Source organism: Phytoactinopolyspora halophila (assembly GCF_003287285.1).
Classification (GTDB): domain Bacteria; phylum Actinomycetota; class Actinomycetes; order Jiangellales; family Jiangellaceae; genus Phytoactinopolyspora_A; species Phytoactinopolyspora_A halophila.
In genome coordinates, this window is the sequence record NZ_QMIG01000001.1 from 340410 (window position 1) to 366319 (window position 25910).

At 66.9% G+C, this 25910-nt stretch carries 29 protein-coding genes; 17 read left to right on the forward strand and 12 right to left on the reverse strand.

Going from position 1 to position 25910, the window contains the following annotated elements; genetic code table 11:
• Positions 1–37 precede the first annotated feature (37 nt).
• Positions 38–1042, reverse strand: coding sequence for a helix-turn-helix domain-containing protein (locus DPM12_RS01525; protein ID WP_112256486.1), 1005 nt, complete (start codon positions 1040–1042; stop codon positions 38–40).
• Positions 1043–1135: 93 nt separating this feature from the next.
• Between DPM12_RS01525 and DPM12_RS01530 the strand changes: the two genes are divergently transcribed.
• From DPM12_RS01530 to DPM12_RS01540, 4 genes are all read left to right on the forward strand, one after another.
• Positions 1136–1318 (forward strand): hypothetical protein, encoded by a 183-nt coding sequence (locus DPM12_RS01530; RefSeq protein ID WP_112256487.1) that lies wholly within the window; start codon positions 1136–1138, stop codon positions 1316–1318.
• 86 nt (positions 1319–1404) lie between these two features.
• Complete coding sequence (locus DPM12_RS01535; RefSeq protein ID WP_123788360.1) at positions 1405–2238, forward strand: DUF5317 domain-containing protein; 834 nt, start codon at positions 1405–1407, stop codon at positions 2236–2238.
• A 19-nt stretch (positions 2239–2257) separates the two neighbouring features.
• Positions 2258–2335 carry a 50S ribosomal protein bL37 gene (locus DPM12_RS24435; RefSeq protein WP_425467543.1) on the forward strand — a complete coding sequence of 26 codons (78 nt, stop codon included), beginning with the start codon at positions 2258–2260 and terminating at the stop codon, positions 2333–2335.
• A 68-nt stretch (positions 2336–2403) separates the two neighbouring features.
• A complete protein-coding gene (locus DPM12_RS01540; RefSeq protein WP_112256489.1) occupies positions 2404–3009 on the forward strand; it encodes a MarC family protein in 606 nt (201 codons plus the stop codon).
• 68 nt (positions 3010–3077) lie between these two features.
• On the opposite strand, the gene DPM12_RS01545 is transcribed toward DPM12_RS01540, so the two are convergent.
• The 3 genes from DPM12_RS01545 to DPM12_RS01555 form a co-directional block, all read right to left on the reverse strand.
• Positions 3078–3521 carry an ester cyclase gene (locus tag DPM12_RS01545; RefSeq protein ID WP_170313654.1) on the reverse strand — a complete coding sequence of 148 codons (444 nt, stop codon included), beginning with the start codon at positions 3519–3521 and terminating at the stop codon, positions 3078–3080.
• A gap of 127 nt (positions 3522–3648) precedes the next feature.
• Entirely contained in the window at positions 3649–4245 is a 597-nt protein-coding gene (locus DPM12_RS01550; protein ID WP_158542660.1) for a DUF1707 SHOCT-like domain-containing protein, read from the reverse strand.
• Positions 4246–4296: 51 nt separating this feature from the next.
• Positions 4297–4920, reverse strand: a complete 624-nt coding sequence (locus DPM12_RS01555; protein ID WP_112256680.1) for a TetR/AcrR family transcriptional regulator — start codon at positions 4918–4920, stop codon at positions 4297–4299.
• A gap of 139 nt (positions 4921–5059) precedes the next feature.
• Here DPM12_RS01555 and DPM12_RS01560 point away from each other — a divergent pair, with 139 nt between their 5' ends.
• Together DPM12_RS01560 and DPM12_RS01565 are read left to right on the forward strand one after the other, a co-directional pair.
• Positions 5060–5779 (forward strand): ABC transporter ATP-binding protein, encoded by a 720-nt coding sequence (locus tag DPM12_RS01560; protein WP_112256491.1) that lies wholly within the window; start codon positions 5060–5062, stop codon positions 5777–5779.
• 1 nt (position 5780) lies between these two features.
• Complete coding sequence (locus DPM12_RS01565) at positions 5781–6545, forward strand: hypothetical protein (RefSeq protein WP_112256492.1); 765 nt, start codon at positions 5781–5783, stop codon at positions 6543–6545.
• Positions 6546–6588: 43 nt separating this feature from the next.
• Here DPM12_RS01565 and DPM12_RS01570 read toward each other — a convergent pair whose 3' ends face one another.
• From DPM12_RS01570 to DPM12_RS01590, 5 genes are all read right to left on the reverse strand, one after another.
• A complete protein-coding gene (locus tag DPM12_RS01570; protein WP_112256493.1) occupies positions 6589–7182 on the reverse strand; it encodes a hypothetical protein in 594 nt (197 codons plus the stop codon).
• An 83-nt stretch (positions 7183–7265) separates the two neighbouring features.
• Positions 7266–7541 (reverse strand): mycothiol system anti-sigma-R factor, encoded by a 276-nt coding sequence (rsrA, locus tag DPM12_RS01575; protein WP_112256494.1) that lies wholly within the window; start codon positions 7539–7541, stop codon positions 7266–7268.
• Positions 7538–8149 (reverse strand): sigma-70 family RNA polymerase sigma factor, encoded by a 612-nt coding sequence (locus DPM12_RS01580; RefSeq protein WP_211658204.1) that lies wholly within the window; start codon positions 8147–8149, stop codon positions 7538–7540. Before DPM12_RS01580 ends, rsrA begins: the two co-directional genes overlap by 4 nt.
• 254 nt (positions 8150–8403) lie before the next feature.
• On the reverse strand, positions 8404–9090 hold the full coding sequence (locus DPM12_RS01585; RefSeq protein WP_164465273.1) for an alpha/beta hydrolase family protein: 687 nt from the start codon (positions 9088–9090) through the stop codon (positions 8404–8406).
• Positions 9090–9809, reverse strand: coding sequence for an SOS response-associated peptidase (locus DPM12_RS01590; protein ID WP_112256495.1), 720 nt, complete (start codon positions 9807–9809; stop codon positions 9090–9092). The genes DPM12_RS01585 and DPM12_RS01590 overlap by 1 nt, the downstream gene beginning before the upstream one ends.
• Before the next feature lie 67 nt (positions 9810–9876).
• Here DPM12_RS01590 and DPM12_RS01595 point away from each other — a divergent pair, with 67 nt between their 5' ends.
• Positions 9877–10395 (forward strand): DoxX family protein, encoded by a 519-nt coding sequence (locus DPM12_RS01595; protein WP_112256496.1) that lies wholly within the window; start codon positions 9877–9879, stop codon positions 10393–10395.
• 22 nt (positions 10396–10417) lie between these two features.
• Here DPM12_RS01595 and DPM12_RS01600 read toward each other — a convergent pair whose 3' ends face one another.
• Complete coding sequence (locus DPM12_RS01600; RefSeq protein ID WP_112256497.1) at positions 10418–11167, reverse strand: TetR/AcrR family transcriptional regulator; 750 nt, start codon at positions 11165–11167, stop codon at positions 10418–10420.
• Between the two features lie 62 nt (positions 11168–11229).
• On the opposite strand from DPM12_RS01600, the gene DPM12_RS01605 reads away from it, so the two are divergent.
• Positions 11230–12279, forward strand: a complete 1050-nt coding sequence (locus DPM12_RS01605; protein WP_112256498.1) for a DMT family transporter — start codon at positions 11230–11232, stop codon at positions 12277–12279.
• A gap of 66 nt (positions 12280–12345) precedes the next feature.
• Here the strand turns inward: DPM12_RS01605 and DPM12_RS01610 are convergent, their stop codons facing one another.
• Positions 12346–14091 (reverse strand): glycerol-3-phosphate dehydrogenase/oxidase, encoded by a 1746-nt coding sequence (locus tag DPM12_RS01610; protein ID WP_164465272.1) that lies wholly within the window; start codon positions 14089–14091, stop codon positions 12346–12348.
• Positions 14092–14307: 216 nt separating this feature from the next.
• Here DPM12_RS01610 and DPM12_RS01615 point away from each other — a divergent pair, with 216 nt between their 5' ends.
• The 9 genes from DPM12_RS01615 to DPM12_RS01655 all read left to right on the forward strand — a co-directional run bounded on the left by DPM12_RS01615 (position 14308) and on the right by DPM12_RS01655 (position 25028).
• The gene (locus tag DPM12_RS01615) at positions 14308–15021 is read left to right on the forward strand and encodes an MIP/aquaporin family protein (protein ID WP_112256499.1); all 714 of its coding nucleotides are present in this window, start codon (positions 14308–14310) and stop codon (positions 15019–15021) included.
• Between the two features lie 59 nt (positions 15022–15080).
• Positions 15081–16598, forward strand: a complete 1518-nt coding sequence (glpK, locus tag DPM12_RS01620; protein ID WP_112256500.1) for a glycerol kinase GlpK — start codon at positions 15081–15083, stop codon at positions 16596–16598.
• A gap of 69 nt (positions 16599–16667) precedes the next feature.
• Positions 16668–17960, forward strand: coding sequence for a 3-phosphoshikimate 1-carboxyvinyltransferase (gene aroA / locus DPM12_RS01625; protein ID WP_112256501.1), 1293 nt, complete (start codon positions 16668–16670; stop codon positions 17958–17960).
• Entirely contained in the window at positions 17957–18964 is a 1008-nt protein-coding gene (gene rsgA, locus DPM12_RS01630) for a ribosome small subunit-dependent GTPase A (protein ID WP_211658206.1), read from the forward strand. Before aroA ends, rsgA begins: the two co-directional genes overlap by 4 nt.
• Positions 18965–19157: 193 nt before the next feature.
• On the forward strand, positions 19158–19958 hold the full coding sequence (gene hisN, locus DPM12_RS01635; RefSeq protein ID WP_112256502.1) for a histidinol-phosphatase: 801 nt from the start codon (positions 19158–19160) through the stop codon (positions 19956–19958).
• Between the two features lie 132 nt (positions 19959–20090).
• Positions 20091–20933: a hypothetical protein gene (locus DPM12_RS01640; RefSeq protein WP_112256503.1), complete on the forward strand. Its 843-nt coding sequence runs from the start codon at positions 20091–20093 to the stop codon at positions 20931–20933.
• A 32-nt stretch (positions 20934–20965) separates the two neighbouring features.
• A complete protein-coding gene (locus DPM12_RS01645) occupies positions 20966–23797 on the forward strand; it encodes a sigma-70 family RNA polymerase sigma factor (RefSeq protein WP_112256504.1) in 2832 nt (943 codons plus the stop codon).
• A gap of 292 nt (positions 23798–24089) precedes the next feature.
• A complete protein-coding gene (locus tag DPM12_RS01650; protein WP_112256505.1) occupies positions 24090–24359 on the forward strand; it encodes a WhiB family transcriptional regulator in 270 nt (89 codons plus the stop codon).
• A gap of 294 nt (positions 24360–24653) precedes the next feature.
• Positions 24654–25028 carry a winged helix-turn-helix domain-containing protein gene (locus DPM12_RS01655; RefSeq protein WP_112256506.1) on the forward strand — a complete coding sequence of 125 codons (375 nt, stop codon included), beginning with the start codon at positions 24654–24656 and terminating at the stop codon, positions 25026–25028.
• Positions 25029–25090: 62 nt separating this feature from the next.
• Here DPM12_RS01655 and DPM12_RS01660 read toward each other — a convergent pair whose 3' ends face one another.
• Positions 25091–25909 (reverse strand): ABC transporter ATP-binding protein, encoded by an 819-nt coding sequence (locus DPM12_RS01660; protein ID WP_112256507.1) that lies wholly within the window; start codon positions 25907–25909, stop codon positions 25091–25093.
• Position 25910: the final 1 nt, after the last annotated feature.

The following is a 25910-nucleotide window of genomic DNA, read 5'->3' on the forward strand; positions in this document are numbered from 1 at the left end:
ACCCGCGTGCGGTTCGGCGCGGCGCGGATTCCAGCCGCTAGCTGCGGTACTCGCAGAAGGTGGCTCGATAAGCCTGCGGTGTCGTCCCCAGGCGACGGGTGAAGTGATGCCGTAGCGCTGCGGCGGTACCGAAGCCGGTGGCGGCCGCGACCGCGTCGATCGTGTCCTGCCCGTGCTCGAGCATGCGCTGCGCCGCGGCCACCCGCCGGGTGACCAGCCAGTCATACGGTGTCGTGCCGGTCTCGGCCCGGAACCTCCGGGCGAACGTGCGCGGCGACATGGACGCCAGGGCGGCGAGCCCGTCGATGGTCATCTCCTGGTGCAGGTGGCTTTCCATGTAGTCCAGCACGCCCGCGAGCGTGTGCGCCTGCGTCGGCCGCAGCGGCGCCTCGACGAACTGGGCCTGCCCACCGTCGCGATGTGGCGGCACCACCATCCTCCGGGCCACGGTGGCCGCCGCCTGTGCACCGAACTCCTTGCGCCACAGGTGCAAGCACGCATCGATTCCCGCGGCGGTTCCGGCACTGGTGATAATCGGATCTTCGTCGACGTACAGCACGTCGGGATCTACTTTGGCCTGCGGATAGCGGTTGGCCAGGGTTTCCGCGTGTTTCCAGTGGGTCGTGCACCGTTTACCGTCCAGCAGACCCGCCTTGGCCAGGACGAACGCACCGGTGCACACGGAGAGGACGCGCGCACCGCGCTCCACGGCCGCTCGGAGCGCGACCATCAACTCCTCCGCGTCCGCTCCCCCGCTCGACATCTCCCCGTCAGCGTGAACGCCAGCGTGCACCTGGGTAAGCCGCCGCGGCACCGCCGGAATACCAATAAGATCCGCGTCTTCGAGTGCTTCCAGTCCATGTTCGACGACGAGGTCGAAGCCCATCGTCGTCGTCACCTTGCCCGGGCGCAGGGCGCATACGCGGAAGTCGAGAACCGGCAGGCCATCCTCGGAACGGTCGATGCCGAATGCCTCACACAACACACCCAGCTCGAACGGAGCGACATCGTCGAATGCGAGAGCGACCACTTTGCGGAGCATGCGGACATCATGGCACGAATATGGCAGGATGTCGATGATACATGGCCTGACTGCCACTTGTGGCAGAAATACAACGATAGAAGAATTTCTGCCATGTTCTTCTATATCGTCTCAGTCGTGATCCTCGGGCTCGCCACGGCAGCGATCACCGGCCTCCTTCTAGCGATCAGGCACGTCCGCAACGACGGCGGGCCCACTCCCACGCCACCGCGGCGGTACGAGGACGAGTGGTCGACAGACCTTCCCTCGCACCCCCACCACGACGTCCGCCGCTGAGAAGATCGATTTGGTGAGGTCGATTCCGTGGTCAACGACCACTCCCGGGCGTGGCGTCCACACAGACACCGCTCATGCAGGTCACTATGAATATCGTGGTACTCGTCGTGCTCGCCTTGGCAGCCGGCCTTGTGGTCGGCTATGCCAAGCGCGGCCGGCTACACCAGCTCGCCGATCCGTTGCCGGCACGCAATCGCTTGCTGTTCACCGCGCTCGGCGTCTACGTACTGGCCGTTTTCGCGGGCCTGGCCTGGGATTCCGCGCTGCCGACACTCTCGGCCCTGAGCTGGTTCATCGTCGCGTACTACGCCTGGGTGAACCGCTGGATGCCGGGAGCCCGGCTGGTTGCCTTCGGCATCGCCACGAACGCACTGGTTCTTCTCCTGAACGGCGCCGTTCCCGTTTCGACCGACGCGGCCGCCCGGGCTGGCGTCGACACCACCGGGATCACCACCGATCAGAATGTCGAACCAGCCAACGATTCCACGCGATTGTCGTGGCTCTCCAAGAACATACCCGTCGCGCTGCCGATGCGCCCGGAAGTCGTCAGCCCGGGCGACATCACCATCGCCGCGGGCCTCGCCACCATCCTCGCCACCGGGATGACGGGCAGAAGGCCCACCACGAACGTCCTCCCGGTGCAGCGGAGGTATCGCACGTACGCGGCCCACGACGACGCGAGCACATCCGAGGACGCCGAGACCATGGACCTCGCCAACGACACCCCGCCCGCGCACGACGAACAGACCGCGCACGATGCCACCGACACGGCCGGGACCGGAGACCGGGAGCGCTCCGCCGAATCCGCGAGCCCGCCCGCCACCGGCACGGGCCAGGATGGCGGCGACGACACTGATGCGACAATGGAACGTGCGCCGGGTTCGGACACCAAGTCCGTCCGGCGATCGGCAAGCGCATGAGCGACCGATTGGAGTTCGTATGGCCAAGCGTGCGCGCAAACGCCGCGCCCGGAAGAAGCGCGGACCCAACCACGGTAAGCGGCCCAACGCCACCTGACGGCACGACGCGCCGCTCACCGACACGATCTCGACAAAGATCATGAACCGCGCCGGTGAGGATCCACGATGACGTGGCAGCTGTTCGGCGAAGCGTTCGTCACGTTGTTCGTCATCATGGATCCGCCCGGCACGGTTCCGCTGTTCCTCGCCCTCACCGGCGCTCAGATGACGGCCGGACGACGGCGAGCCGCGTGGGTTGCCGTGGCCGTATCCCTGGGCGTGATCGTCGCGTTCGCCCTCTTCGGCCAGGCCATCCTCGACTACCTCGGTATCAGCCTGCCCGCCTTGCAGACCGCCGGTGGACTCCTGCTCCTTCTCGTGGCCTTGCAACTTCTCACCGGTGGCCTCGATGATCCGGAGGCGCCGGCCAGCGGCAACGTGGCCATGGTGCCGCTCGGCACGCCGTTGCTCGCCGGACCCGGCGCCATCGTCGCCACCATGGTCTTCGTCCAGCGCTCGGACGAGACGGCCGACTATCTGGCCGTCGCCGCCGCCATCGTGGCCGTTCACCTGCTGCTCTGGCTCTTCATGCGCTACTGCACGATCGTGCTGCGCGTGCTGAGGGAATCCGGGATCCTGCTGCTGAGTAGGATTGCTGGCCTCCTGCTGGCGGCCATCGCCGTGCAGCTCGTGGCCGACGCCGTGCGAGCGTTCATCGCCGGAGCTGGATGACGCTCCGCGCGCGACGACGGCGTCGTCGAGTCGACAAGTACCCCCGAAGGCGCCAGCCGGTCGAGGCCCTACGCGGTCCCGGACAGCTGCGCCATCAGATGCTCGGCTTCGGAGATCACCCAATATTCGACGAACCTGTCGCCCGCCACCCGAAGGAGATCGTGCCCCCGGAATTCGATCGGCGTTCCGGGCTCCGCCGTGGCCCCGGGGAGCGCATGCTCACCTCCGGCATAGGCGCCCCGGGCTACCCACCGTGCGGCGACCGTATCGCCATCCACGAGCGGCCCGACTTCGACGTCGAACGTCAACGGGTCAAAGGGCAGCCGTCCTGCTCGCACGACCTGTGCCAAACTATCCGGACCCTGAACGAGCGCCGGACGTCCCGGCCAGTGTCCCACGAACGCTGGCGACACCAACCCGGTGGCGATGTCTTCCAGCCGATCCAGATCGCCATTCCACAAGTCCGCCAGCCATCGGTGATACAGATCGCGCACCGTTTCCGTGTCCGTCATGGCAGCCACGCTATACACGCGACGTGCCCGGCGATTGGAAAAACTTCAACCCACCCGTATCGGCAGAACCTGCTTACCCGGACCCCGAACGCTGGCAACCAGCATGCGCGACGGCGGGAGCCAGATGTCAGGGTGCTCGGTGCCCGGCGAGCCACTGCCGAAACGTCCGGCGGCGATAGCGGGCCCGGAAGGATCCCGAGTGCACGTGGCCGACGACGCGCAGCACACGTGCGCCTGGTTCGGGCCGTTCGGTCACCTTGTTCCCCACGCTTCCGCTTCCGGTCGAGACATCGTCCATGTCGACCACCCAGCCACGAGGAACGATCAGTGTTACCGAACCGGACATGACCTCGACGCTGACCTCCACCTCCTGGTGGTGACATTCGGCTTCGGTGAAGTCAATCTTGATCGCGCCGGACTCGCATTTCACCGTGATCTGCGACGGAACCGTCCAGTATCCGTTCTTCTGCAGCGAACCGCTCGCCGTGTGCAACGTCAATGGCCGGCCTTCCGAGCGGTACACCCCGGGAAGATCGGCCATGATGGAATCCAGTTCGGTGCGCGTCCGGGCCGTATACGTGGCCGCGAGCCGTTCGTCCAGTTCGGCGAGTTCGAGCTGACCTTCGGCCACGGCCGTGCGCAATCGTTCGGCCGCCGCTTCTCGATCAGCATCACCGACCCGGATGGCTGGCTCGGGTACGGGTGGCTCGTGTCCGTCCGCCATGGTCCGCTCCATCGTCGATCAGATCCTGGCACCGAGCATATCTCCGCACGGTTACCGCTCGGGCGTGTCGGGGAGTCGCGCGGCGTCGATGACGCCCTGTATCGCCTGTCCAATCCGCTCAGCGGCCGCCTCATCGCCGGGTTGGCCGGCGTCGAGCCAAGCGATCACTGCCTCGATCGCGACGGTGGGGACCAGGTGGCTCGCCCAAGCCGCCCATCGAGCGTCGGGGATGCTTTCCGCGAGATGCCGGTGGGCGATTTCGGTAGCTGCACCACCCAGCCTGCTGGTGAATTCCCGGAACTCGGGCTCGCCGGCAGCGTAGCGAAACAGCAGCCGGAACCCGTCTGGGTCCGCACGTGCCGCACGCAGCAAGTCGGGAATCGTTCCCTCGTCGTAGTCACCGCTGCCAACGGCTTCCTCGAGGCGGCCGCACACCCGTTCGAGGACCGCTCGATACATGTCGGCCTTGGATTCGAAATGGCGATAGAGGATCACTCGGCTGACACCGGCCTCGGCGACGACGTCATCGAGGCTCGTCGCGGCGAATCCGGTGCGGGCAAATGCCCGCGTCGCGGCCGCGAGTAGCTGCTCGCGCCGGTCTGCTCGGCGCATACGCCGAGCTGGAGCAGACACTTCCCCCGCTCCCCGCTCGTCGACCTGCCTGCCGTCCGCCATGCGCACCACCTGTTCGAGATCTGTCAACTATAATGTTGACATCCCAAGATGTTTACACTCTAATGTACATGAATTAGTTAACATAAACGGATGGAGCAGGCATGCGTCGTGAACATCAGTGCCACCGAAGGGTCGGGTAATGACCACACATCCAGGCAGGATTGCCGTATCCGGGCTGACGAAGGCATTCGGCACGCTACGCGCCGTGGACGGCTTGGACTTCGTCGTCGAACCCGGGTCGGTCACCGGCTTCCTGGGGCCCAATGGCGCGGGCAAGACCACCGCGTTACGCATGGTGCTCGGTCTCGTGACCCCTGATGCCGGGAGCGTCACCATTGGCGGTCATCCGTACATCGATCTGCCCGCGCCCAGCGATACCGTCGGCGCCGCTCTCGACACGACGGGCTTCCACCCGAACCGAAGCGGTCGTAACCACCTGCGCGTCTACTGCGCCGTCAACGGGTATCCCGACCAGCGTGCCGACGAGTTGCTCGATCTAGTCGATCTCACGCACGCCGGCCGCAGGCCGGTCAAGGGGTACTCGCTCGGTATGCGCCAACGCCTGGCCCTCGCCACGGCGTTACTTGGTGACCCGGATGCGCTCGTGCTCGACGAGCCGGCCAACGGCCTCGATCCGTCCGGAATCGCATGGCTGCGCACGCTCTTGCGGAGCATGGCAGACGCCGGCAAGGCCATCCTGATCTCCAGCCACGTGCTGTGGGAAGCCCAGCAATTGGTGGATGACGTCGTCATCCTTCAGGACGGCCGGCTGCTGCTGCACGGCTCGCTCGACGAGCTGACCCGAGGTTACGACAGTCTCGAGCGTGCCTTCTTCGCGTTGACATCGGGAGGGTTGTGACATGGGGCGCCTTCTGCGAGGAGAGCTTCGCAAGCTCGTCACAACCCGGCTATGGTTGTGGCTGCTTCTCGGCGCTGTGACGCTGACCGCGTTGTACGCGAGCCTCAATATCGCCTTCACCGACGACCCGGAGAACTTCGCCCCGCATCTGTCCACTCCGGAAGGGCAGCGGCTACACGTCGCGACGGCCGCCCAGCCCGCGACCACGTTCGCGGCCGTCCTGGCCGCTATCGGAATCACCGGCGAGTTCCGGCATCGGACGGCAACCACGACATTCCTTGCCACACCACGCCGCGTCAAGGTCGTCGTCGCCAAGCTCATCCTGTATGCGGCGGTAGGCGCCGCATATGCCGCAGCTTGCCTGGGCACGACGGTAGCGCTCGGAATCCCGCTGCTGGCCAGCATGGATATCGACTTCGACATCCTCGGGCCCGGGATGCCAGCCACCTTCGCCGGGATTGTGGCCGCAGGGCTCGCATTCGGCGTGCTCGGCGTGGCGCTCGGCGCACTACTGCGCGAGCAGGTGGCCACGGTTGTGGGGCTCCTGATCTACCGGTTCATCGCCGAACCCATCGTGACCGAGGTTCCTGCCCTGCACGATTGGACGCTCTACCTCCCCGGTCCAGCCACCAGTGCTCTCGTGGGTTCGGTTCTCGAGAACCGCGAGTTTCTCGACGCGTGGCAGGGCGGGGCAATGCTTGCCGGCTACGCGTGCGTGCTCGCGCTGGCTGGCACGTTGCTCACCACCCGCCGCGACGTGATCTGACACGCCAGGGAGGGCGTTGCATGGGCCACACCCGGGGTGCCAGCTAGTCCACGAGCAACGAGGCGGCAACGATAGCCCCCGCGAGCACTGCACCGACCGTCACCCCGTACGCGAAGGGATAGCGTTCGGAGATCGGCACCGCCCGGGGGAACCTCCGGCCGAGCTTGCGGGCCGTCACAGCGTGTTCGAGTTCATGTGGCTGCACTCCGAGCCACCCGAGCAGTTGCCGCATGTCCTCCGGTGTCCACCGGGGACCCTTCAGCCGGGCAATCAGCCGATCCCGGCCGTCGAGCAGGAAGAGGTTGCGGTGCGCCCGCCGACCCGAAGCCGGTGCCACGCGCACGCTGACCGCGATCGCGATGTCATCCCGTGCCCGTTTGCGGGGCCAGCCGATGGGACGCACGCTCCGGATGTGTGTGGGGGTGACAACGATGCGCTCCCTGCGGAGGAACTGCGCGACGCCGGCCAGCGTGAGCGCGACGATGCTGGCCGCCATGAGACCGACCAGGCCGCTGCGCGCGACGAGCAGGGCCGCCAGTGCGCCCAGCAGGACGGGAGTACTGCCCACCAGGCGGCGATACATCGGGCCGGACGGCACGAGCACCCGCTCGGACGGGGCGATCGCGCGGGCAGCCATGCCCCGATGCTATCCCCCGCCTCGTGATCATCAAGGAGGGTCGATACCAGGACCGGCCGGATCCTTGATGACCAGCGGAATCGTTACCAGTCGCTCGCCTGCACCCGGGCTTCGCGGATCCGGGTCAATACCTTCATCCGCAGCTCGTCAGGTGCATGGTCACAACCACAGGACCGGGCCACCAGCGCCCGGATGGCACGTTCGAGATCGTACTTCGACAGGCAGCCACCGCAATCGTGCAGATGCGCCTCGATCTCTTCGTATGTCAGCGTGCCGTCGCTGTCCATCTCCCGGTCAAGAAACGCATAGACGCGATCCAAGACCTCGGCACAGTCGACGTCATCATCGTCGCAACTCATGACACTCGTGCACCCCCTGGTCCGCTGTCGCCCGCCGGGATCACGCCACGTTCACGGGCGTAGTCTTCCAAGAGCTCACGGAGCTGGCGCCGCCCACGGTGCAGCCGGGACATGACCGTACCGATGGGCGTCCCCATGATCTCGGCGATCTCCTTGTACGGAAAGCCCTCGACATCGGCAAGATACACCGCGATGCGGAAATCTTCGGGTATCTCCTGTAGAGCTTCCTTGACATCGGAATCCGGTAGATGGGCAAGAGCCTCGGCTTCGGCAGAAAGCAACCCCTTCGAGGAATGCGCCTCAGCGCGCGCCATCTGCCAATCTTCGATCTCTTCGGCGTTGCTCTGCTGCGGCTCTCGCTGCTTCTTTCGATACGAGTTGATGAACGTGTTCGTCAGGATCCGGTACAGCCACGCCTTGAGGTTCGTTCCTTCCTTGAACTGGTGAAACGATGCGTACGCCTTGGTAAACGTCTCCTGCACCAGGTCTTCGGCGTCGCTCGCATTACGCGTCATCCGCAACGCGGCCGAATACAACTGGTCGAGGAAGGGCAACGCATCGCGTTCGAAACGCTGCGCACGCTCATCGGCAGTTTCTGTCCCGGGCATCGCGACCGATGCTACCTTCGAGCCACCCGACGTCGCCGTCCAGTCCCAACCGGCGGTCGACACCGGCGGCATCGACGACACGGCTGACGACGTCGCCGACGCCGAAGACACGGACGACGACAGCGACGCCGACACCGGCGATACAGTCGATGTCGAGCCGGGCGCTTCAAGGCATGCCGTACCACTCACAGGGCTGACCCTCCGGCTTTCGTTGGCAACTGTGCGGCCATACCCGTGCATGGCCATCTGACAGGTCAACCAGCGAACGGTTCCACGAATTCCCGAACCGTCCCGGCAACCATCGCCAACGCCTTGTCCTGGTCGTATGCCTTGCTCACGGCCATGCCGTGATCGGCTCCGGGAACCTCGACCACCGACGGCACGCTCGCCTCGCTCGTCGCGCTCCCGTCATCGGCCGGGCCATGTCCACCCGGGGCGTCGGCGGGAAACTCGTCCGGACGCCCGAACGTGTCTCGTGCGCCCTGAACCACGAGCGTGGGTACGCCAGCTCCAAGCAGCTCTGCGGCACGGGAGCGTTCGGGCTTGCCCGGCGGGTGCAACGGAAAGGCCAGCGCTACGACGGCAACTGCTCCCACCGATCGCGCGGTCCGGCAGGCGACACGGGCGCCCGCACTACGGCCTCCCGCGATGATCGGCACATCCCCCGGAACGGCCTCGAGCGCGGCCAGCCATGCCCGATCGAGCGTGTCGGGGCGGGGAGCAAGACGCTTGCCGGCGACATGCCAGGGCTGCTCGACTCGCACCACGCTGATGCCCACCGCTGGCAGCGCCGCTGCCAGCGCTGTCAGATCGCGTGCATCGACTCCACCGCCCGCTCCGTGACCGAGGACCAGCCGCAGCCGCGGATCGTCGGCGTCATCGATCCACAGGCGTCCCGGCCCGTCAGGTGTCGATACCGTTCTCGAAGCCGTGCTCGCCATCACAGCGTCACCGGCTCGACGAGCTGCGGACCGTTGTTGGTGACCTTGTTGACCTCCTTGGACACGGGGTATGCATCGAGCACGCCAGGAACGGCGGGGGTCAGCATCGTCTGCAGGTCAGAGGCGTTCTGGTTCGCCGGGTCGAGCCACGCGGACCAGCTGTCCCGCCCCACGAGCATGGGCATCCGGTCGTGGATCTCACCCAGCTCGTCGACCGCCTGCGTCGTGAGTACGACGGTGGACCACACGAATGCCTCCGGGTCATCGTCGGGGCGAGTGGGATCGCGCCAGATCTCGTAGAGACCGGCCATCGCGAGCGATCCGGCACGCGGCCGGATGTAGAAAGGCTGCCGGGCACCCTTCTTCTCGCCACGCCACTCGTAGAACCCGTCCGCTGGCAAGAGGCAACGTCTCGACGCGAACGCACGGCGGAAGGCCGGCTTCTCGGCAACGCTCTCAGCGCGGGCATTGATCAGCTTGTTGCCGATCGACAGGTCCTTGGACCACGACGGGATGAGCCCCCAGCGGACCGTGACCAGGCGCCGCTCGCCCGCATCGCCCGGCGCGTCCCGGGGAGGGCGTGTGAGCACCGCATAGACCTGTTTGCTGGGTGCGACATTCCAGTCCGGTTCGAGCCGTTCGCGCACCGCGATACGGTCCACGCCGAACTCGTCAGCAAGATCATCAGCACTCTGGCTCACGACGTAGCGCCCGCACATGCGTCTTTTCTATCGTGCAACCCCGACGACGGCCCCATCTGGCCCGGATTCGTGGTAAGGAGGAGGTATGAGCCTCGTCCGTCTGATCGCACGTCCGATGCTGGCGTCCATCTTCGTCGTCCAGGGCGTGAAGAATTTCCGCGACCCCGATCCGCTGGTCCCCGGTGCGAAGTCGGTCGTCGAACGCTTCGGCCCCATGGTGGAACGCCATGCGCCCGACGTCCCGACCGAGCCCCGGCAGCTCGTGCGGGCCAACGCCGTGACCCAGTTCGGCGCCGGTCTCGCGCTGGCTACCGGCAAGTGCCCGCGGCTCGCCGCTCTCGTGCTCGCCGGCACGCTGGTTCCTTCGACGCTGGCCAACCACGCCTTCTGGGAGACCGAGGATCCCGAGCAGCGCAACGAGCAGCGGGTTCACGCTCTCAAGAACGCCGGCCTCGCCGGCGGGCTGCTCCTGGCGAGCGTCGACACCGAGGGCAAGCCCGGAATCAGCTGGCGCGCCCGGCAAGCCGCGGGCAAGGCGCGCAAGGTCACGAAGTCCGGCACGCGCAAGGCGAGGAAAGCCGCCAAGGACGCCCGGCCGTCCTGACTCTCCCTCCCCCTCCCCATGATCATGAAGACTTGCCGGCCATATGGAAGGCATAGGTGTTCATGATCATGGGGAGGGTGGCTGCGGCGATCAGCTGCCGGGCAGCAACGCGGGCATGCTCGAAGACATCAGGCTGGTCACCAGCAGTCATCACCACTACCGTTCCCTCGTGCAGAAGGCTCAGCTGCACGCCGATGGCCTGCGCCGTCGTGTCGTCGAGACCTGCTTCCCGGAGAAGGCGGGCGTACAGCGCGCGAGTCCATTCCTTCTCGTCCCGGATGATTGCCAATCCCGGGTGGCCGGTTCCGCCTATCTCCGCGTAGGCATTGACGAAAGCGCATCCGCGGCTATGGTGCGCGCTCCACACCTCGAGGGCTTCGAGGACCTTTAGCACCCGCTCCACCGCCCCGTCCGGGGGATCTTCACCTGCGACGCGCCTCGCATCGCCCGCTGCCTCCCCCTCGCCAGTTTCGGTCCCCTGACCGTTCAGGTGGTCCTCGACGAAACGTTTCCATCGCTCGGCTCGACGCTGGAGATACATGGCGACGAGCGAGTCCTTCGAACCGAAGCGATCGTAAAGAGTCTTCTTCGTGGTTCCCGCCGACTCCGCGATGGTGTCGACCCCCACGGCGTGGATCCCTTGCTGATAGAAGAGTTCGCTGGCGGCATTCAGCAAGCGCTCTCCCGCCGGCGTCAGGCGAGCCCAGTCGGGCACGGCCCCATCACCCGACGCCTTTCCAGTTGCCGTCGATCGATTCCACGTGTCCGGCATCACAGCCTCCTCGGCGCATACGTACACTGACAGTATACAGACCGGTATGGTTATATCGCTCTATGACCACACACCCATTTCCGTCCCGGTCCGCGCCCGTCGATGCCGCCGCAGCTACCGCTTTCGTGATCTTCTGGAGTTCGGGCTTCGTCGGAGCTCGCCTCGGCGCCGACCACTCGGGACCGGACACCCTGCTCGCATGGCGGCTGGGACTCGCCGCCATCATCCTGCTGGCCTGGTTCGCCTTCCGCGCCCACCGTGCCGGCCAGCGACAGCCCAGCAAAGCTGGCGAGACCGGCGGCACGGCGCATCACGTCCTGCGCCCCCGGGTTCTGGCGCAGCACGCCACCGTGGGCATCCTGGCGCATGCGCTGTTCCTCGGCGGCGTCTTCGCCGGTGCCTCCGCCGGCGTCCCAACGGGGACGGCAGCGTTGATCGCCGCATTGCAGCCCCTCGTCGTGGCCAACGTTGCCAGCGTGCTGCTCGGGCAGCGCATCTCAACCATGCAGCGCCTGGCGCTCTGGCTCGGTGTCGCCGGCGTCGGTCTCGTCGTCGCCGACGACCTCCACGTAGCATCCGCCTCCTGGTGGGCCTACCTCCTGCCCCTGGGCTCGATGCTCGCGCTGTCTGCCGGAACCGTCCTGGACCGCCGGTGGCGTCCGGCTGGGTCGACGGTCGAGGCCCTGACGATTCACATCAGCGCCGCGGCTCTCCTGGTAGTCGGCGGCACTGCCGTGTTCGGCGAGCTCGCCCCACCGGCCACACCTGGCTTCTGGTGGGCGGTCGCCTGGGTCACGGTGCTGTCCGGATTCGGCGGCTACGGGGCGTACTTCACGGTCGCACGTCGCCGCGGGGCCACCCACGTCAGCATCCTGCTCTATCTCACCCCGCCCACGACGCTCGTCTGGGCATGGATCATGTTCGGAGAAGGGCTTGCGTTACGGGGAGCACTCGGATTCGCGATCTGCGCGGCAGCGGTGTACATGTTCACGACCGGCGCCAGCCGGTCATCTCCCGCGCTGGCGCGCCGCACACCAGATGCCCGCGCACGAGGCGGCCGTGCACGACGAGGTGGCCGTGCACGAGGCGGCCGCACCGCGACGCTCACATGATCATCGACGATGATGCACGCATCCATATCGGCGATCGTTGACGATCACCGACGACGGCCTGGTGTACTAGCTGACCGGCTCGGCAACCAGGGGCCGGGGTTCGGATGCGGCCGAGCGCACCTCGTCGGCGGCCTGGTCGTCCTCCTTGGTCTGCGAGTTTCGTTCGGCAGTCACGCGCTCGGAATAGACGTCGATCTCCTGGGCGACTCGCTTCTCGTCCCAGCCCAGGGTCTCCGCCATCAGCCGCGCGACCGGCTCGGCGCAGTCCAGGCCACGGTGCGGATATTCGATCGAGATGCGCGTGCGCCGGGTCAACATGTCATCCAGGTGCAGTGCGCCCTCGTCCGAGACGCCATAGGCGATTTCCACCTTGAGGTAGTCCGGGGCGCCCGGCACCGGTTCCAGCAGCTCCGGGCGTTCCACCGCCAAGCCCAGGACCTCGTGCACCATCGAGCCGTAGCGATCCAGCAGGTGGCGCACCCGATGCGGGTGCAGGCCATATTGCGCCCCGAGCCGGTCCACCTGGTTCACGAGGGCGTAGTACCCATCAGCACCGAGCAGCGGAACCCGATCCGTGATCGATGGCGCTGTTCGACTGCGAAGATCCTCGGCAGCCGCGTCGATGGCGTCGGCTGCCATCACCCGATAGGTGGTGTATTTGCCACCGGCGATGGCCACCATTCCGGGAGCGGGCCGCGCTACCGCGTGCTCGCGCGACAACTTGGACGATTCGTCGCTCTCTCCCGCCAGCAGGGGGCGTAGACCGGCGTAGACGCCCTCGATGTCGTCATGCGTCAGCGGCGTCGCCAGAACCGCATTGATGTGGTCGAGGATGTAGTCGATGTCGGCGCGAGTGGCCGCGGGGTGAGCGAGATCGTACGTCCAGTCGGTGTCCGTGGTACCGATGATCCAGTGGCTGCGCCACGGGATGACGAACAGCACGGACTTCTCGGTGCGCAGGATCAGCCCGGATTCGGCCGCGATCCGATCGCGCGGGACCACGATGTGCACGCCCTTGCTGGCCCGGACCCGGAACCGTCCCCGGGTACCCGCCAGCCGCTGCATCTCGTCCGTCCACACACCCGTGCAATTGATCACGACATCGCAGGTGACGTCCTGCTCAGCAGCACTTTCCACATCCCGCACGCGGACTCCGCTGATCCGGTCCGCCTCCCGGAGAAAGCCGACCACCTGTGTGGAAGCCTGCACCACCGCACCGTAGTGGGCCGCCGTGCGCGCCACGGTGAGCGTGTGGCGCGCGTCGTCGGCCAGGGCGTCATAGTAGCGGACCCCGCCCACCAGGGCGTCGTGACGCAATCCCGGCACGAGCCGAAGCGCACCGGACTTCGTCAGATGTCTCTGGCCGGGCACCGACCGCGCGCCGCCCATGGTGTCGTAGAGCAGCAAGCCGCTCGCCGTATACGGCCGCTCCCAGATCCGGTGAGTCAACGGGTAGAGAAAGCTCACCGGCTTCACCAGGTGCGGCGCCAGCCGGGTCAGCATCAGCTCGCGTTCCCGCAACGCCTCCCGGACCAGGCCGAACTCGAACTGCTCCAGGTAACGCAGGCCACCGTGGAAGAGTTTGCTGGAGCGGCTGGACGTGCCGGCGGCGAAATCACGCGCTTCGACCAGAGCGACCTTCAGCCCGCGAGTGGCTGCGTCGAGCGCGGCTCCGGTTCCGACGACACCACCACCGATGACGACGACGTCAAAGTGCTCCGATCCGAGCCGTTCCCAGCTTCGCTCTCGCCCCTCGGGGCTGAGCCGGCCAGCATGCCCGCTCAGCGAATCGTGTGCCCTCTCACCGACCACGCCGCACTCGCCTCCTCGCGAGGTCAAACCTTTCTTTCCGGGCCAACGCTACCCGGCTACGTCGTCGAACACGTAGACAGGCAACGATTCGGGCGGTAGTTTTCCACCATTAGTTGATCACGGGCATACCAGACCCGCGATCTTCGCGGACATCCGCGGCGATGGCGCCCGGGACGGTGCGACGACGTCATGGCCGCCCCGTAGAGGGGACGCGCCATGGATCTCACGTTCGGCCAGATCGTTCTCTCCGAGTTCCTCGGCACCGGAATGCTCGTGCTCCTCGGCTGCGGAGTCGTCGCGAACGTCGTTCTTCCGAAGAACAAGGGGTTCGGTGGTGGCTGGCTGCTGATCTCGGTCGGCTGGGGCCTTGCCGTGTTCTCCGGCGTGTACGTCGCCGCCGAATCCGGAGCTCACATCAATCCGGCGGTCACGTTCGGGCTCGCCGCCGAAGGCACCACGGCGTGGGCAGACGTTCCGGCGTACCTCACGGGCGAGTTCGCGGGTGCGATCGCCGGTGCAGCCGTGGTCTTCCTCGCGTACAAGAAGCAGTTCGACGCCGGAGAGGAACCGGATACCAAGCTCGCCGTCTTCTCCACCGGTCCCGAAGTACGAAGCTACGGGTGGAACGTCGTTACCGAGGTGGTCGGCACGTTCGTCCTGGTGTTCGTGGTGCTGTCGTTCGGCCCGCACCCGATCGATCTCGGCCCGCTGGCTGTCGGCCTGCTGGTGCTCGTTATCGGCACCTCGCTCGGAGGCCCGACGGGGTACGCGATCAATCCGGCGCGTGACCTGGGGCCGCGCATCGCCCATGCCCTGTTGCCGATTCCGGGCAAGGGTCCCAATGACTGGGCGTACGCATGGGTACCCGTCGTCGGCCCGATTATCGGCGGTATCCTCGCTGGACTCGCTGGTGGCGCCGTCTACGGGTGACGAAAGGCCCGGGACACGCCAGCCAGACTCTTGCCGCCGACCTTCGAAAAGGAGCATCGATGGCCCGCTACATCGCAGCAATCGACCAAGGCACCACGTCCACCCGATGCATGATCTTCGATCACGGCGGCAACGTGATCTCGGTGGACCAGCGTGAACACGAGCAGATCTTTCCTCGCGCCGGCTGGGTCGAGCACGATCCCGAGGAGATCTGGCGCAACACCCGCGAGGTCTGCGCCGGCGCCCTGGCCAAGGCGGACCTGGTCACCGACGACGTCGTCGCGGTGGGTATCACCAACCAGCGTGAGACCACCGTCGTGTGGGACCGCACCACGGGCAAGCCGGTCTACAACGCGATCGTGTGGCAGGACACCCGCACCGATGCCATCACCGAGGAGCTGGCCGGGCTCGGTGGCGGGCAGATGCGCTACCACGCCGCGACGGGCCTCCCGCTGGCCACGTACTTCTCCGGGCCGAAAGCGAAGTGGATCCTCGACAACGTCGAGGGAGCGCGTGCCAAGGCAGACGCCGGCGAGCTGGCGTTCGGCACCATCGACACCTGGCTGCTGTGGAACGCCACCGGCGGCCCCGACGGCGGCGTGCACGTCACCGATCCCACCAACGCGTCGCGCACCCTGCTGATGGATCTCGACACGCTGGAGTGGAACGAACAGAACGCGACCGACATGGGAATTCCCATGTCGATGTTGCCCGAGATCCGGTCGTCGTCGGAGGTCTACGCGCACATCGGCGCCCGCGGGGCGCTGGCGGGGCTGCCGCTCGCCGGCATCTTGGGTGACCAGCAAGCCGCGACGTTCGGCCAGGCCTGCCTGTCCGTCGGTGAGGCGAAGAACACGTACGGAACCGGAAACTTCGTGCTGCTCAACACCGGAACCGAGAAGGTCATGAGCGAGAACGGCCTCCTCACCACCGTGTGCTACAAGATCGGCGAGCAGGATGCCGTGTACGCGCTCGAAGGGTCCATCGCCGTGACCGGCTCTCTGGTGCAGTGGCTGCGCGACAATCTCGGCCTGATCGACAGCGCCCCCGAGGTGGAACAGCTGGCGCACAGCGTCGACGACAACGGCGGCGTTTACTTCGTCCCCGCGTTCTCCGGCCTGTTCGCGCCGTACTGGCGCTCGGATGCCCGGGGCGCGATCGTCGGGTTGACCCGTTACGTCACCAGGGGCCACCTGGCCCACGCGGTCCTGCAAGCCACGGCGTTCCAGTCTCGTGAGGTCATCGACGCGATGGACGCCGACTCGGGCGTGCCGCTCAAGTCGTTGAAGGTGGACGGCGGCATGGTCGGCAACGAACTGCTCATGCAGTTCCAGGCCGACATCCTCGGCGTGCCGGTGATCCGGCCCGTGGTCGCGGAGACGACGGCGCTGGGCGCCGCCTACGCCGCCGGCTTGGCCGTGGGTTTCTGGGAGAGCGAGGACGAGATCCGAAACAACTGGGCCCAGGACAAGCAATGGGACCCGGCCATGGACGAAGCCGAGCGCGAGCGGCAATACCGGCTGTGGAAGAAGGCCGTCACCAAGACCTTCGACTGGGTCGACGCCGACACGTTCTGAGCGGCGGACACGGCCGCCGGCATGCGGATCTCGGGGCGTGGGCGGCGACAGCGGTAAGCTGGGGAAGCGATGACAGAATCGCATGCGCAGCTCTGGCCCGCGCCCACTGCCTCCCGTCCGGTCGACGCGGCCATCACGCTGCCCGGCTCCAAGTCCGCCACGAATCGTGCGCTGATTCTCGCCGCGCTGGCCACCGAGCCATCCACGGTGCGTGGCCCGCTCGTCGCGCGCGACACGCACCTCATGGCCGGCGCGCTGCGGACGCTCGGAGCCGGGATCGACGAGAGCACCGATGGGTGGCGCGTCACACCCGCCACCCTGGACGCCGGTGGCTACATCGACTGCGGGCTCGCGGGTACCGTCATGCGCTTCGTGCCTCCCGTGGCCGCCCTCGCCCGGGGGGACGTCCTGTTCGACGGTGATCCGCATGCCCGCAAGCGGCCGATGGACGCCGTGCTTCACGCGTTGCGCGCGCTGGGCGTCGCCATCGACGACACCGCGGACCGCGGCCGGCTGCCGTTCACCATCCGCGGCACCGGCACGGTAGCCGGTGGCGGTGTGCGCATCGATGCCTCGGCGTCGTCGCAGTTCGTCAGCGGCCTTCTCCTGGCCGCAGCGCGATACGAACAGGGCATCACCGTCGAGCACACCGGCGCGCCGATTCCATCGATCCCGCACATCAGGATGACCGTGGCGATGCTGCGCGAGCGGGGCGTCGTGGTCGACGACACGCGGGCCGACACCTGGCGGGTACGGCCGGGGCCAATCGCCGGGATCGACACGGACGTCGAGCCAGACCTGTCCAACGCGGCACCGTTCCTCGGGGCGGCCATGATCACCGGCGGCGAGATACGCGTACCCGGCTGGCCCACGTCCACCACTCAACCCGGGGATCAGCTGCGCGACCTCCTCACCCGGATGGGTGCCACCTGCGTCCTTGACGACGGGCTCACCGTGTCCGGCACGGGCACGATCCACGGGATCGACGCCGACCTGCACGACGTCGGCGAGCTCACACCGGTGCTTGCCGTGCTGGCGGCGTTCGCCGACACCGACTCGCACCTTCGCGGTATCGCGCACCTGCGCGGCCACGAGACTGACCGCCTGGCCGCGCTCGCCCGCGAGATCGTCAGCTTGGGAGGCGATGTCACCGAAACCAGCGACGGGCTGATGATCCGGCCCCGGCCACTGCACGGCGGTGTCTTCCACACCTATGACGATCACCGAATGGCGCAAGCTGGTGCGTTGCTGGGCCTGACCGTTCCTGGGATACAGGTGGAGAACATCGCAACGACGGCGAAAACCCTCCCGGAGTTTCCGGACATGTGGGTTTCGATGACGGGTATGGAGCGCGCGGCGTGACGAAGCGGCGGTCTCCGGCGTCCTACGACGAAAGCGACGTCCGGGTCCGCCCTGGTCGTGGCTCTCGTCCACGTAGCAAGATGCGGCCCGCACACCGCAACGCGACGCCCGGCATGGTGACCGCTGTCGACCGTGGTCGCTACACCTGCGTCGTGGGTGACGACGAACGCATCGTCGTTGCCATCACCGCGCGAGAACTCGGGCGCAAGGCCGTCGTCGTCGGAGACCGGGTCGATCTCGTCGGTGACGTCTCCGGTCAGGAGGGCAGCCTGGCGCGGATCGTGCGAGTGCACCCGCGTACGTCGGTGTTGCGCCGGACGGCCGACGACGACGATCCGGTCGAGCGGGTCATCGTGGCCAACGCGAGCCACCTCATGATCGTGACGTCCATCGCCGACCCGGAGCCCCGGCCACGGTTGATCGATCGTTGCCTGGTTGCCGCGTACGACGCCGGCATGACGCCGCTGCTGTGCCTGACCAAATCCGATCTCGGCGATCCGGCCGAGCTGCGCCGCAGGTACGCGCCACTCGATGTGCCGACGGTCGCGACCAGTCTCGACGACGATGCCCGCGCCGAGCTGCAGGGGACGTTGCGCGATCGGACGACAGTGCTGGTCGGGCACTCCGGCGTCGGCAAGTCCACGCTGGTGAATTCCCTCGTACCGGGATCGGATCGGGCCATCGGCGAGGTCAACGTGGTCACCGGCCGGGGTCGGCATACGTCGAGCAGCGCGGTCGCCCTGCAGCTGCCCCAGGGCGGCTGGGTTATTGACACGCCCGGAATCCGATCGTTCGGGTTGGCACACGTCGATCCCGGGGCATTCATCGAGGCCTTTCCCGATCTGGCCGCCGAGACGGAACGGTGTCCCCGCGGCTGCACACACTCCTCCGCCGAATCCGAGTGCGCTCTGGACGACGCTGTGGCCGAACGCCGGCTTGACGGAGAACGGGTGGAATCCTACCGGCGCCTCCTGGCCAGCCGGGAACGCCAGTCAGGCGACTGAGCTCCCTACGCGGAATGATCATGTTTGGTACGTTTCCTCGAGCCGTGACACGGCTGCAGACGTGTTGAGGCTCGAGAAGACATGTTACGGGTCACGGTTGCCCAATGCATGTCAGGGCTCACGAATCGCGCGTCGAGAAAAAGACGGCACCAAAGGCCCCGATGAGTACGGTCACACCGGTAGATTCTGTCCGGTGAGCCATGATGACGATCTCCGATTCGCACACGTCCTCGCCGACGACGCGGACGCCCAGACGCTGTCTCGTTTCCGGGCCGATCAGCTCGTCGTCGACACGAAGGCGGACAGCACACCCGTCACCGAGGCGGATCGCGCCGCCGAGGAGGCGATTCGCCGGACTCTCGGCCGCGCCCGCCCCCGCGATGGCGTTCTCGGTGAGGAATTCGGCACGGACGGCTACCACCACCGGCGGTGGGTCATCGACCCGATCGACGGGACGAAGAACTTCGTGCGCGGCGTTCCCGTGTGGGCCACGCTAATCGCTCTCATGGTCGACGACGACGTGCTCGCCGGCGTGGTGTCGGCTCCCGCACTGAACCGGCGCTGGTGGGCGGCACGCGGCGCCGGCGCGTGGACGGGGCGCTCGCTGTCTTCGGCAACACGCTGCCAGGTGTCCGATGCCGCCACGCTCGACACGGCCTCGCTCTCGTACTCCGATCTCGCCGAGTGGGAGAGACACGGCCTCCTGCCGACATTCCTGGATCTGACCCGGGCCTGCTGGCGCACCCGGGCATACGGCGATTTCTGGTCCTACATGCTCGTGGCCGAGGGGGCCGTCGACGTCGCCGTCGAACCGGAGCTCGAGCTGTACGATCTCGCCGCGTTGGTTCCCATCGTCGAGGAAGCCGGAGGGCGGTTCACCGACCTCACGGGAGGACCGGCACCGCAGGGCAGCAACGCCCTGGCCACCAACGGGCGGCTACACGACGAGGTACTCGCGCGGCTGAGCTCGAAACCCCTCACCGGCCTGCCCTAACCGGGCGGCTGCGACTCGTTGCCGGCAATCGGACGGAAAAACTCGGCACAGCCGCGTCATAACGGGCACATCGCCCCGTCGTGGTGGGTGAACGGGGAATGCGATGCTGCGCACGATGCGAGGGGTGATGGGGTGCGCCACAACTCTGGGTGCCGCCACGTTGGTGGGCCTGCCACGACGCTCACGGCGTCGTGGCAGGCCCTCCACGGCGCGCAGGCCGACGAAGGCGACGTTCTCCCACCGCCCGGTGTCGACGCCGTACTCCAGGCGTTGTGGGAGACATCCGGGCAAACGTCGCACGATGCCGGGCCGGAAAAGATCGCCCACGCACTCACCATCTACGCGTGGGAATGCGTCGAGCACGAGTCCGATCTGACATGCGCGCTGGCCGATATCGACGCGCTGTGGGACATTCTCGAATCGAACGGGGACGTCATCGCCTCTCGCTCGGATGCGCATCATTGGGTCACCGACGCCTGGGTGGATGCGATGGCTGCTCAGCGAAGCACGCCCGGAATCGAACCGCTTTCGGGCCTGCACACCGTCGGCTACCTGCTCGGCCGGGTTCACGAGCTCGACCGGATTTCCGCGACCGAGCCCGCACCACTCGTGGCGCTCCTGGTCACGTGGTCGGAGTCGGAGAATCCCTGGAGCCGTCTGGCTCATATCTTCGAGGTCGCCTCCGCGCTGCGCGATAATGTGCGCAGAGAAGCCACTCTGTGCCAATTCGGGACACACAGTGCACTTGCCCTAGTTCCGGATGATAAACTCGCTCGGGTTGAACGTAGCGCATTACTCAAAGCACTTAACAATGAAGAAGTAGGAAGTAAAGATCTCGATGTCGGCCTCACTCCACTACCAGAAGATCGCTCTCGTGTAACTGAACTAATCGGACGAGTTCAGGCCGGATCAATGGTGGGTGATAAATCTGGGCCGATCGGCTGGTCCCAACACACGAAGAACTATTTAGACTAACGGCAGACCTTACCGAGTAAAGGACTGCACCGTTGACGACTCCAGCCGAAGCACCTAGCGACGCCGAGCTCATCGAGCGCACTCGCGAAGGCGACATGGCCGCCTATGACGAGCTGTATCGTCGCCACTACGACGACGCCTCGCGGGTAGCGCGGATCGTGACCGACAACAGCGACGAAGCGCAAGATGTCGTCGCCGAGGCCTTTACACGCGTCTTGACACGACTGCGTGAAGGTGGAGGCCCGGAGACCGACCTCACTCCATATTTGCGCACCGTCGTCCGCCGGCTCGCCATCGATCGGCATCGCTCGACGCAGCGGGACGGCAAGCCGTCGGATCCGTCCGTGCTGGAGATCCTGCCACGGACCGACGACCCCATGGCGCGCGCCACGGATCGTCAACTGGTCCGCAGCGCGTTCGAGACGCTCCCGGATCGGTGGCAGCAAGTCCTCTGGCACACCGAGATCGAAGGGCGCTCGCCGGGTTCCATCGCCGCCACCCTGGGCAGCACGCCGAATGCCGTCGCGGCCCTCGCCTACCGGGCACGCGAAGGGCTGCGCCAGGCGTATCTGGCGGTCAATCTCTCCTCCGAAGTCCGGGCCGAGTGCCGCCCGTATGCGCCGAAAGTCGCGGCCTACGTTCGTGGCACGCTGTCCGCACAGCACACCCGGGCGGTCACGGCGCACCTGGGCGAATGCGAGCACTGCCGCGAACGCCGTGACGAACTCCTCTTGCTGGTCTCCGACCTGCGCGGCACCTTGTGGCCGGCTCTCTTGCTCCCCGCCACCGCCGGTGCCGCGGCGGCCGGTGCGGCCGCAACCGCTGGCGGCACTGCTGCCGCCAGCGGCGCCGCTGGTGCCGGAGCGGCAGGAGGCGTTGCCGGCGGTGCTGCCGGCGGCTCGGGCGAGACGGCGGTCCTCGCGGGTGCGGGAGCCGCAGCCGGCGGTGGCACGGCCGGTGCTGGCGCGGGAACCGGCACGGCCGGAGGCACTGCCGCAGCCGGGGGTGCAGCAGCCGCGGGAAGTGGAACGGCGGCCGCGAGCACGTCCGCTGCCGCCGGCTCGGGTTCTGGCTCTGGCCTCGGAGCGCTCCTCTCGCCGGGCCGGTTCGCGCGGATGGGAAGCAAGACCCTCGCTGGCGCCGCCGGTGTCGCAGCTGCTGGCATCATCGTTGCCGGCGCCTACATGATGATGACCGGCTCCCCCGACGACACCGACGACGCCGCCTCGCCACCAGAAACGAGCGAGACGATCGAGAACGGCGGATCCCAGCCGGACCAGACCTCCGGCACCTCTGACGACCCGACAGATGATCCGGACGAAACAGAGGAGGATCCCGAGACAGAAGACCCGGACGATCCCGACGATCCTCCGGCTGAGGAGGGAGTGCCGGTCAATCGCCAGAACCCGGACGATCCCGACGACACCCCGGATTCTCGGGACACTCCGGACACGACGCCCAGCGATCCGGACGATCCCACCCAAGATCCGGACGACGAGACACCGTCGCCTCCGAGCATTGACTCGGGTCCATCGGACACGACCGCGACCGCCGGCGAGCCGGTGACCCTTTCCGTCGATGTCTCCGGTAACCCGTCTCCGTCGTTGCAGTGGCAATACCGGAACCCATCGACCGCCAGCGGTGGTGCACCGATGATGGGCAGCGCCATGTCGCCAGGCAGTGGAGGGTGGCAAGACGTCGATGGCGCCACCTCCTCCAGCCTCACGATCAGCAACCCGGAGCCGCGGCACGACGGCCGCCAGTATCGGGTCGTTGCCAGCAACGAACACGGTGACGCCACGACACCCCCGGCCCGGCTGACCGTGCACTACGCACCGGACATCACATCGCACCCATCGGGCTCGCAGACCGCCGAGGGCGGGAACGTGACTTTCCAGGCGTCCGCCTCGGGAAACCCCGAGCCCGCCAACGTCACCTGGCAGAGCCGCACATCTGGCGGTTCCTGGGAAGACGTGGGCTCGTCGAACGTGAACCTGCAGGGGTCGCGGTCCACGCTGGAACTCACCGACGTCCGCAGATCACAGAATGGCCGCCAGTACCGCGCCGTCTTCTCCAACACGGTCGGATCGGCCACCTCGAACGCGGCCGAGCTGTCCGTGCGCTGGGCGCCGTCGGTGCGCCAGGACCCTTCGGACGCTCAGGCCGCTACCGGCGAGCAGGCGACGTTCCGGGCCGAGGCGGAAGACGGAAACCCTGGCCCGACGAAGGCGCGCTGGCAGGAGCGCAAGAACGGCGAATGGCGAGACATCGGAGTCACGTCCACCGGCCGCAAGGCGGAACTGAGCGTGAAGGTCAACAGTCTCGATCAGAACAACACCAAGTACCGCGTCATTTTCGAGAATGACATCGGCCACGACTCGAGTTCCGCGGCCACGTTGCGCGTCCATTCCACAGGGTCGATGAGCATCGCCACCCCGGGTGGTGGTCACACGTGGTGTGCACAACCCAAGGGGGACGGCAAGGACGAGAAGATCGTGCTCGACAGATGCGACAGTTCACCACCGCCGACATGGACGGTCACTCCCGACGACACCGATCGTCGGCCCGGCGCCTTTACCGTGCGCTGGTCCGACGGTCGGTGTCTTGGTGTATCACCGAGCCCACGCGACGGCGTCTTTCCCGTCGAACTGAGAAACTGCGACTCCTCGAAAGATCAGCTCTCGGAGGATCAGCTCTGGGAGTTCGACCCGGAAGACGCCACGCCCCAGCCGATCACGACCTCCTTCGCGCCTATAGGTGTGGAGGTCTGTCTCGACGTCAAAGGCAACAACATATCGCGCTTCGAAGAACTGATCATCTTCGGTTGCCACGGAGGGCATAACCAGCAGTTCACGTTCGACTAGTTCCAACCGAATAGACACGAACTCTCTGCCGCTCGACCGGACTGGTCGCGCGGCTTCGTCGCGTCCAGAGCCGGGCCACTCACTGTGACGTCTGGCGACAATCGCATTGTTAGCTAGCTCACACATGACGCTGACCGTGCGTTGTTCGCATCCAGTCTTAGCAGGTCATCGGGACAGTCAGAGAAAGTCAGAAAAAATCGGCCAAACCGCGTCATGACGCCGTTCCAGAGACGTCAAGTGGGGCAAGAGGGTCTGATCGTCTCGCCAAGGGGGCTACGCCCACATGACCGCAATGATCGACATTACTGAGCTGCACGCTCAGGACTGGTACGGGCAGCGAGAGAGCTGGCGTGCCTTCGCCGCCTGCCGCGGGATGGACACCGATCTCTTCTTCCCGGAAGGACGAGGGAGCACGCTGCGCCGACGAGAGGCAGTTGCGAAGAGGATCTGCGAATCCTGTCCGGTTGCCACGCAGTGTCGCCAGGCAGCCGCCGAACAGCCCGAACGATTCGGCATCTGGGGCGGCTTGACCGAGGGCGAACGCGGCTGGACCCGCCGCTAGGCGACGTCCTGGCCGGTTGCACCTACGCCGCCCACGCGTGCCCGCCGTGGGTGCAACCGGCCAGGCGCTGACGGAACCATCTCGCCGCGCGCGCCGTCCATCTGGTGGGTCCGCTGTACGGGGGACAGCGGACCCACCAGATGCCTCGGAATCGCCTCAGATCATCCTTGCCGCGCTGCCTCGGATTATTGGGACGGAGTGAGGACCGCGGTCCGATGCAGAGAAGCGGTGTGTTACGCATGCGGCCGTGGTCCGGCTGTCCGGGACGGGCACGGCCCGCCTAGGTTTCCAAGCATGGAAGACCCGGAATTCGACCTCGGCGAGACCGAGGAACCGGCGTACCTGTTCATGAGAGTTGCCGACCACGTGACCATGCGCATCACGACACACGATCTCCGGCCCGGCTCACGCCTACCCGGCGAGCGAGATCTGGCGAGTCAGTACGGCGTCTCGATCGGCACGGTACGGCGCGCGACTCAAGTGCTCCGCGAACGGGGTCTGGTCCGAACGCTTCCCGCCAAGGGTTCGTTCATCGCGCCCATCAGCCGGCTCCGCCGCCGGCCCGTACCCGGCGCCCGGCCCGACCCCACCTCCATCGCCGACGACGCGCGTACCGGCGGCGAGACCGAACGACCGGAAGGAGCGGCCGAACCGTTCGACGAGCCTTGATCGGCGCCGTGGGACGTGGCCACGAGGACACCCGGGGAACCGGGTGCCCGATCACCGGCCAGCTACGCCTGTACCCGCAGCCTGGGGGCCGCGGCGAGCAGCGCCTTGGTGTAGTCGTGGTGTGGATCTCGATAGATCTGCTCGGTGGCACCTCGCTCGACGACGTCGCCGTCGCACATGACGAGGACGTGGTCGGCGAGAAAGCGCACCACCCGGACATCGTGGGACACGAGCAGGAGCGCAAGATGGCGCCGGGCACGGATCTGCTGGAACAGGTTAAGGACCTGGGCCTGGACGGAGACGTCGAGAGCGGAGGTTGGCTCGTCGGCGACGATGATGCTCGGCTCCACGGCCAGCGCGCGCGCCAGCGCGAGCCGCTGCAACTGCCCACCGGAGAGCGCACGTACCGGACGAGTCGCCAGCTCCGCCGCGAGGCCCACGCTCTCGAGGAGCTCGCCCACCTTGGCCTTGCGCTGCTGACGAGTGCCGATGCCGAGCACGGTCAGCGGGTCGCGAACCACCGCTCCGGCAGACAACCGCGGGTTCAGCGAGCTCCTGGGATCCTGGAAGACCATGGCCGCCTCCCGGCTGAGCACGCGAAATCGGGAGATGGACCCCATGGCATAGACGTCCCGGCCACGGTAGAGGACGTGGCCGCGCGTGGGCTCGATCAGTCCCAGCATGGACCGGGAGAGTGTCGTCTTGCCGGAGCCGGATTCGCCGATGACCCCAATCGCCTGACCCGGACGGATCTGCAACGACACGTCCCGCAACGCGCGGGTGTACCCGCCCCGCGAGGCGTAGTCGACGGTCACGTTCCGAACGTCGAAGAGCGCGGCAGCCGGATCGGTCCGGCTCGTATCGGGGGAAGCGTCGTGCATG

What these genes read in the sequence shown, in the direction of transcription:
- glpK (WP_112256500.1), top strand. Translation starts at nt 15,081, where the DNA reads ATGGCCCGCTACATCGCAGCAATCGACCAAGGCACCACGTCCACCCGA.
- DPM12_RS01590 (WP_112256495.1), bottom strand. Translation starts at nt 9,809, where the DNA reads ATGTGCGGGCGCTACGTCGTGAGCCAGAGTGCTGATGATCTTGCTGAC.
- DPM12_RS01600 (WP_112256497.1), bottom strand. Translation starts at nt 11,167, where the DNA reads ATGCCGGACACGTGGAATCGATCGACGGCAACTGGAAAGGCGTCGGGT.
- DPM12_RS01615 (WP_112256499.1), top strand. Translation starts at nt 14,308, where the DNA reads ATGGATCTCACGTTCGGCCAGATCGTTCTCTCCGAGTTCCTCGGCACC.
- aroA (WP_112256501.1), top strand. Translation starts at nt 16,668, where the DNA reads ATGACAGAATCGCATGCGCAGCTCTGGCCCGCGCCCACTGCCTCCCGT.
- DPM12_RS01660 (WP_112256507.1), bottom strand. Translation starts at nt 25,909, where the DNA reads ATGCACGACGCTTCCCCCGATACGAGCCGGACCGATCCGGCTGCCGCG.
- DPM12_RS01595 (WP_112256496.1), top strand. Translation starts at nt 9,877, where the DNA reads ATGAGCCTCGTCCGTCTGATCGCACGTCCGATGCTGGCGTCCATCTTC.
- DPM12_RS01605 (WP_112256498.1), top strand. Translation starts at nt 11,230, where the DNA reads ATGACCACACACCCATTTCCGTCCCGGTCCGCGCCCGTCGATGCCGCC.
- DPM12_RS01545 (WP_170313654.1), bottom strand. Translation starts at nt 3,521, where the DNA reads ATGACGGACACGGAAACGGTGCGCGATCTGTATCACCGATGGCTGGCG.
- DPM12_RS01650 (WP_112256505.1), top strand. Translation starts at nt 24,090, where the DNA reads ATGATCGACATTACTGAGCTGCACGCTCAGGACTGGTACGGGCAGCGA.
- DPM12_RS01525 (WP_112256486.1), bottom strand. Translation starts at nt 1,042, where the DNA reads ATGCTCCGCAAAGTGGTCGCTCTCGCATTCGACGATGTCGCTCCGTTC.
- DPM12_RS24435 (WP_425467543.1), top strand. Translation starts at nt 2,258, where the DNA reads ATGGCCAAGCGTGCGCGCAAACGCCGCGCCCGGAAGAAGCGCGGACCC.
- DPM12_RS01565 (WP_112256492.1), top strand. Translation starts at nt 5,781, where the DNA reads ATGGGGCGCCTTCTGCGAGGAGAGCTTCGCAAGCTCGTCACAACCCGG.
- rsrA (WP_112256494.1), bottom strand. Translation starts at nt 7,541, where the DNA reads ATGAGTTGCGACGATGATGACGTCGACTGTGCCGAGGTCTTGGATCGC.
- DPM12_RS01555 (WP_112256680.1), bottom strand. Translation starts at nt 4,920, where the DNA reads ATGGCGGACGGCAGGCAGGTCGACGAGCGGGGAGCGGGGGAAGTGTCT.
- DPM12_RS01655 (WP_112256506.1), top strand. Translation starts at nt 24,654, where the DNA reads ATGGAAGACCCGGAATTCGACCTCGGCGAGACCGAGGAACCGGCGTAC.
- DPM12_RS01585 (WP_164465273.1), bottom strand. Translation starts at nt 9,090, where the DNA reads ATGGCGAGCACGGCTTCGAGAACGGTATCGACACCTGACGGGCCGGGA.
- DPM12_RS01570 (WP_112256493.1), bottom strand. Translation starts at nt 7,182, where the DNA reads ATGGCTGCCCGCGCGATCGCCCCGTCCGAGCGGGTGCTCGTGCCGTCC.
- DPM12_RS01540 (WP_112256489.1), top strand. Translation starts at nt 2,404, where the DNA reads ATGACGTGGCAGCTGTTCGGCGAAGCGTTCGTCACGTTGTTCGTCATC.
- DPM12_RS01560 (WP_112256491.1), top strand. Translation starts at nt 5,060, where the DNA reads ATGACCACACATCCAGGCAGGATTGCCGTATCCGGGCTGACGAAGGCA.
- DPM12_RS01535 (WP_123788360.1), top strand. Translation starts at nt 1,405, where the DNA reads ATGAATATCGTGGTACTCGTCGTGCTCGCCTTGGCAGCCGGCCTTGTG.
- DPM12_RS01550 (WP_158542660.1), bottom strand. Translation starts at nt 4,245, where the DNA reads ATGGCGGACGGACACGAGCCACCCGTACCCGAGCCAGCCATCCGGGTC.
- DPM12_RS01580 (WP_211658204.1), bottom strand. Translation starts at nt 8,149, where the DNA reads ATGCCCGGGACAGAAACTGCCGATGAGCGTGCGCAGCGTTTCGAACGC.
- DPM12_RS01530 (WP_112256487.1), top strand. Translation starts at nt 1,136, where the DNA reads ATGTTCTTCTATATCGTCTCAGTCGTGATCCTCGGGCTCGCCACGGCA.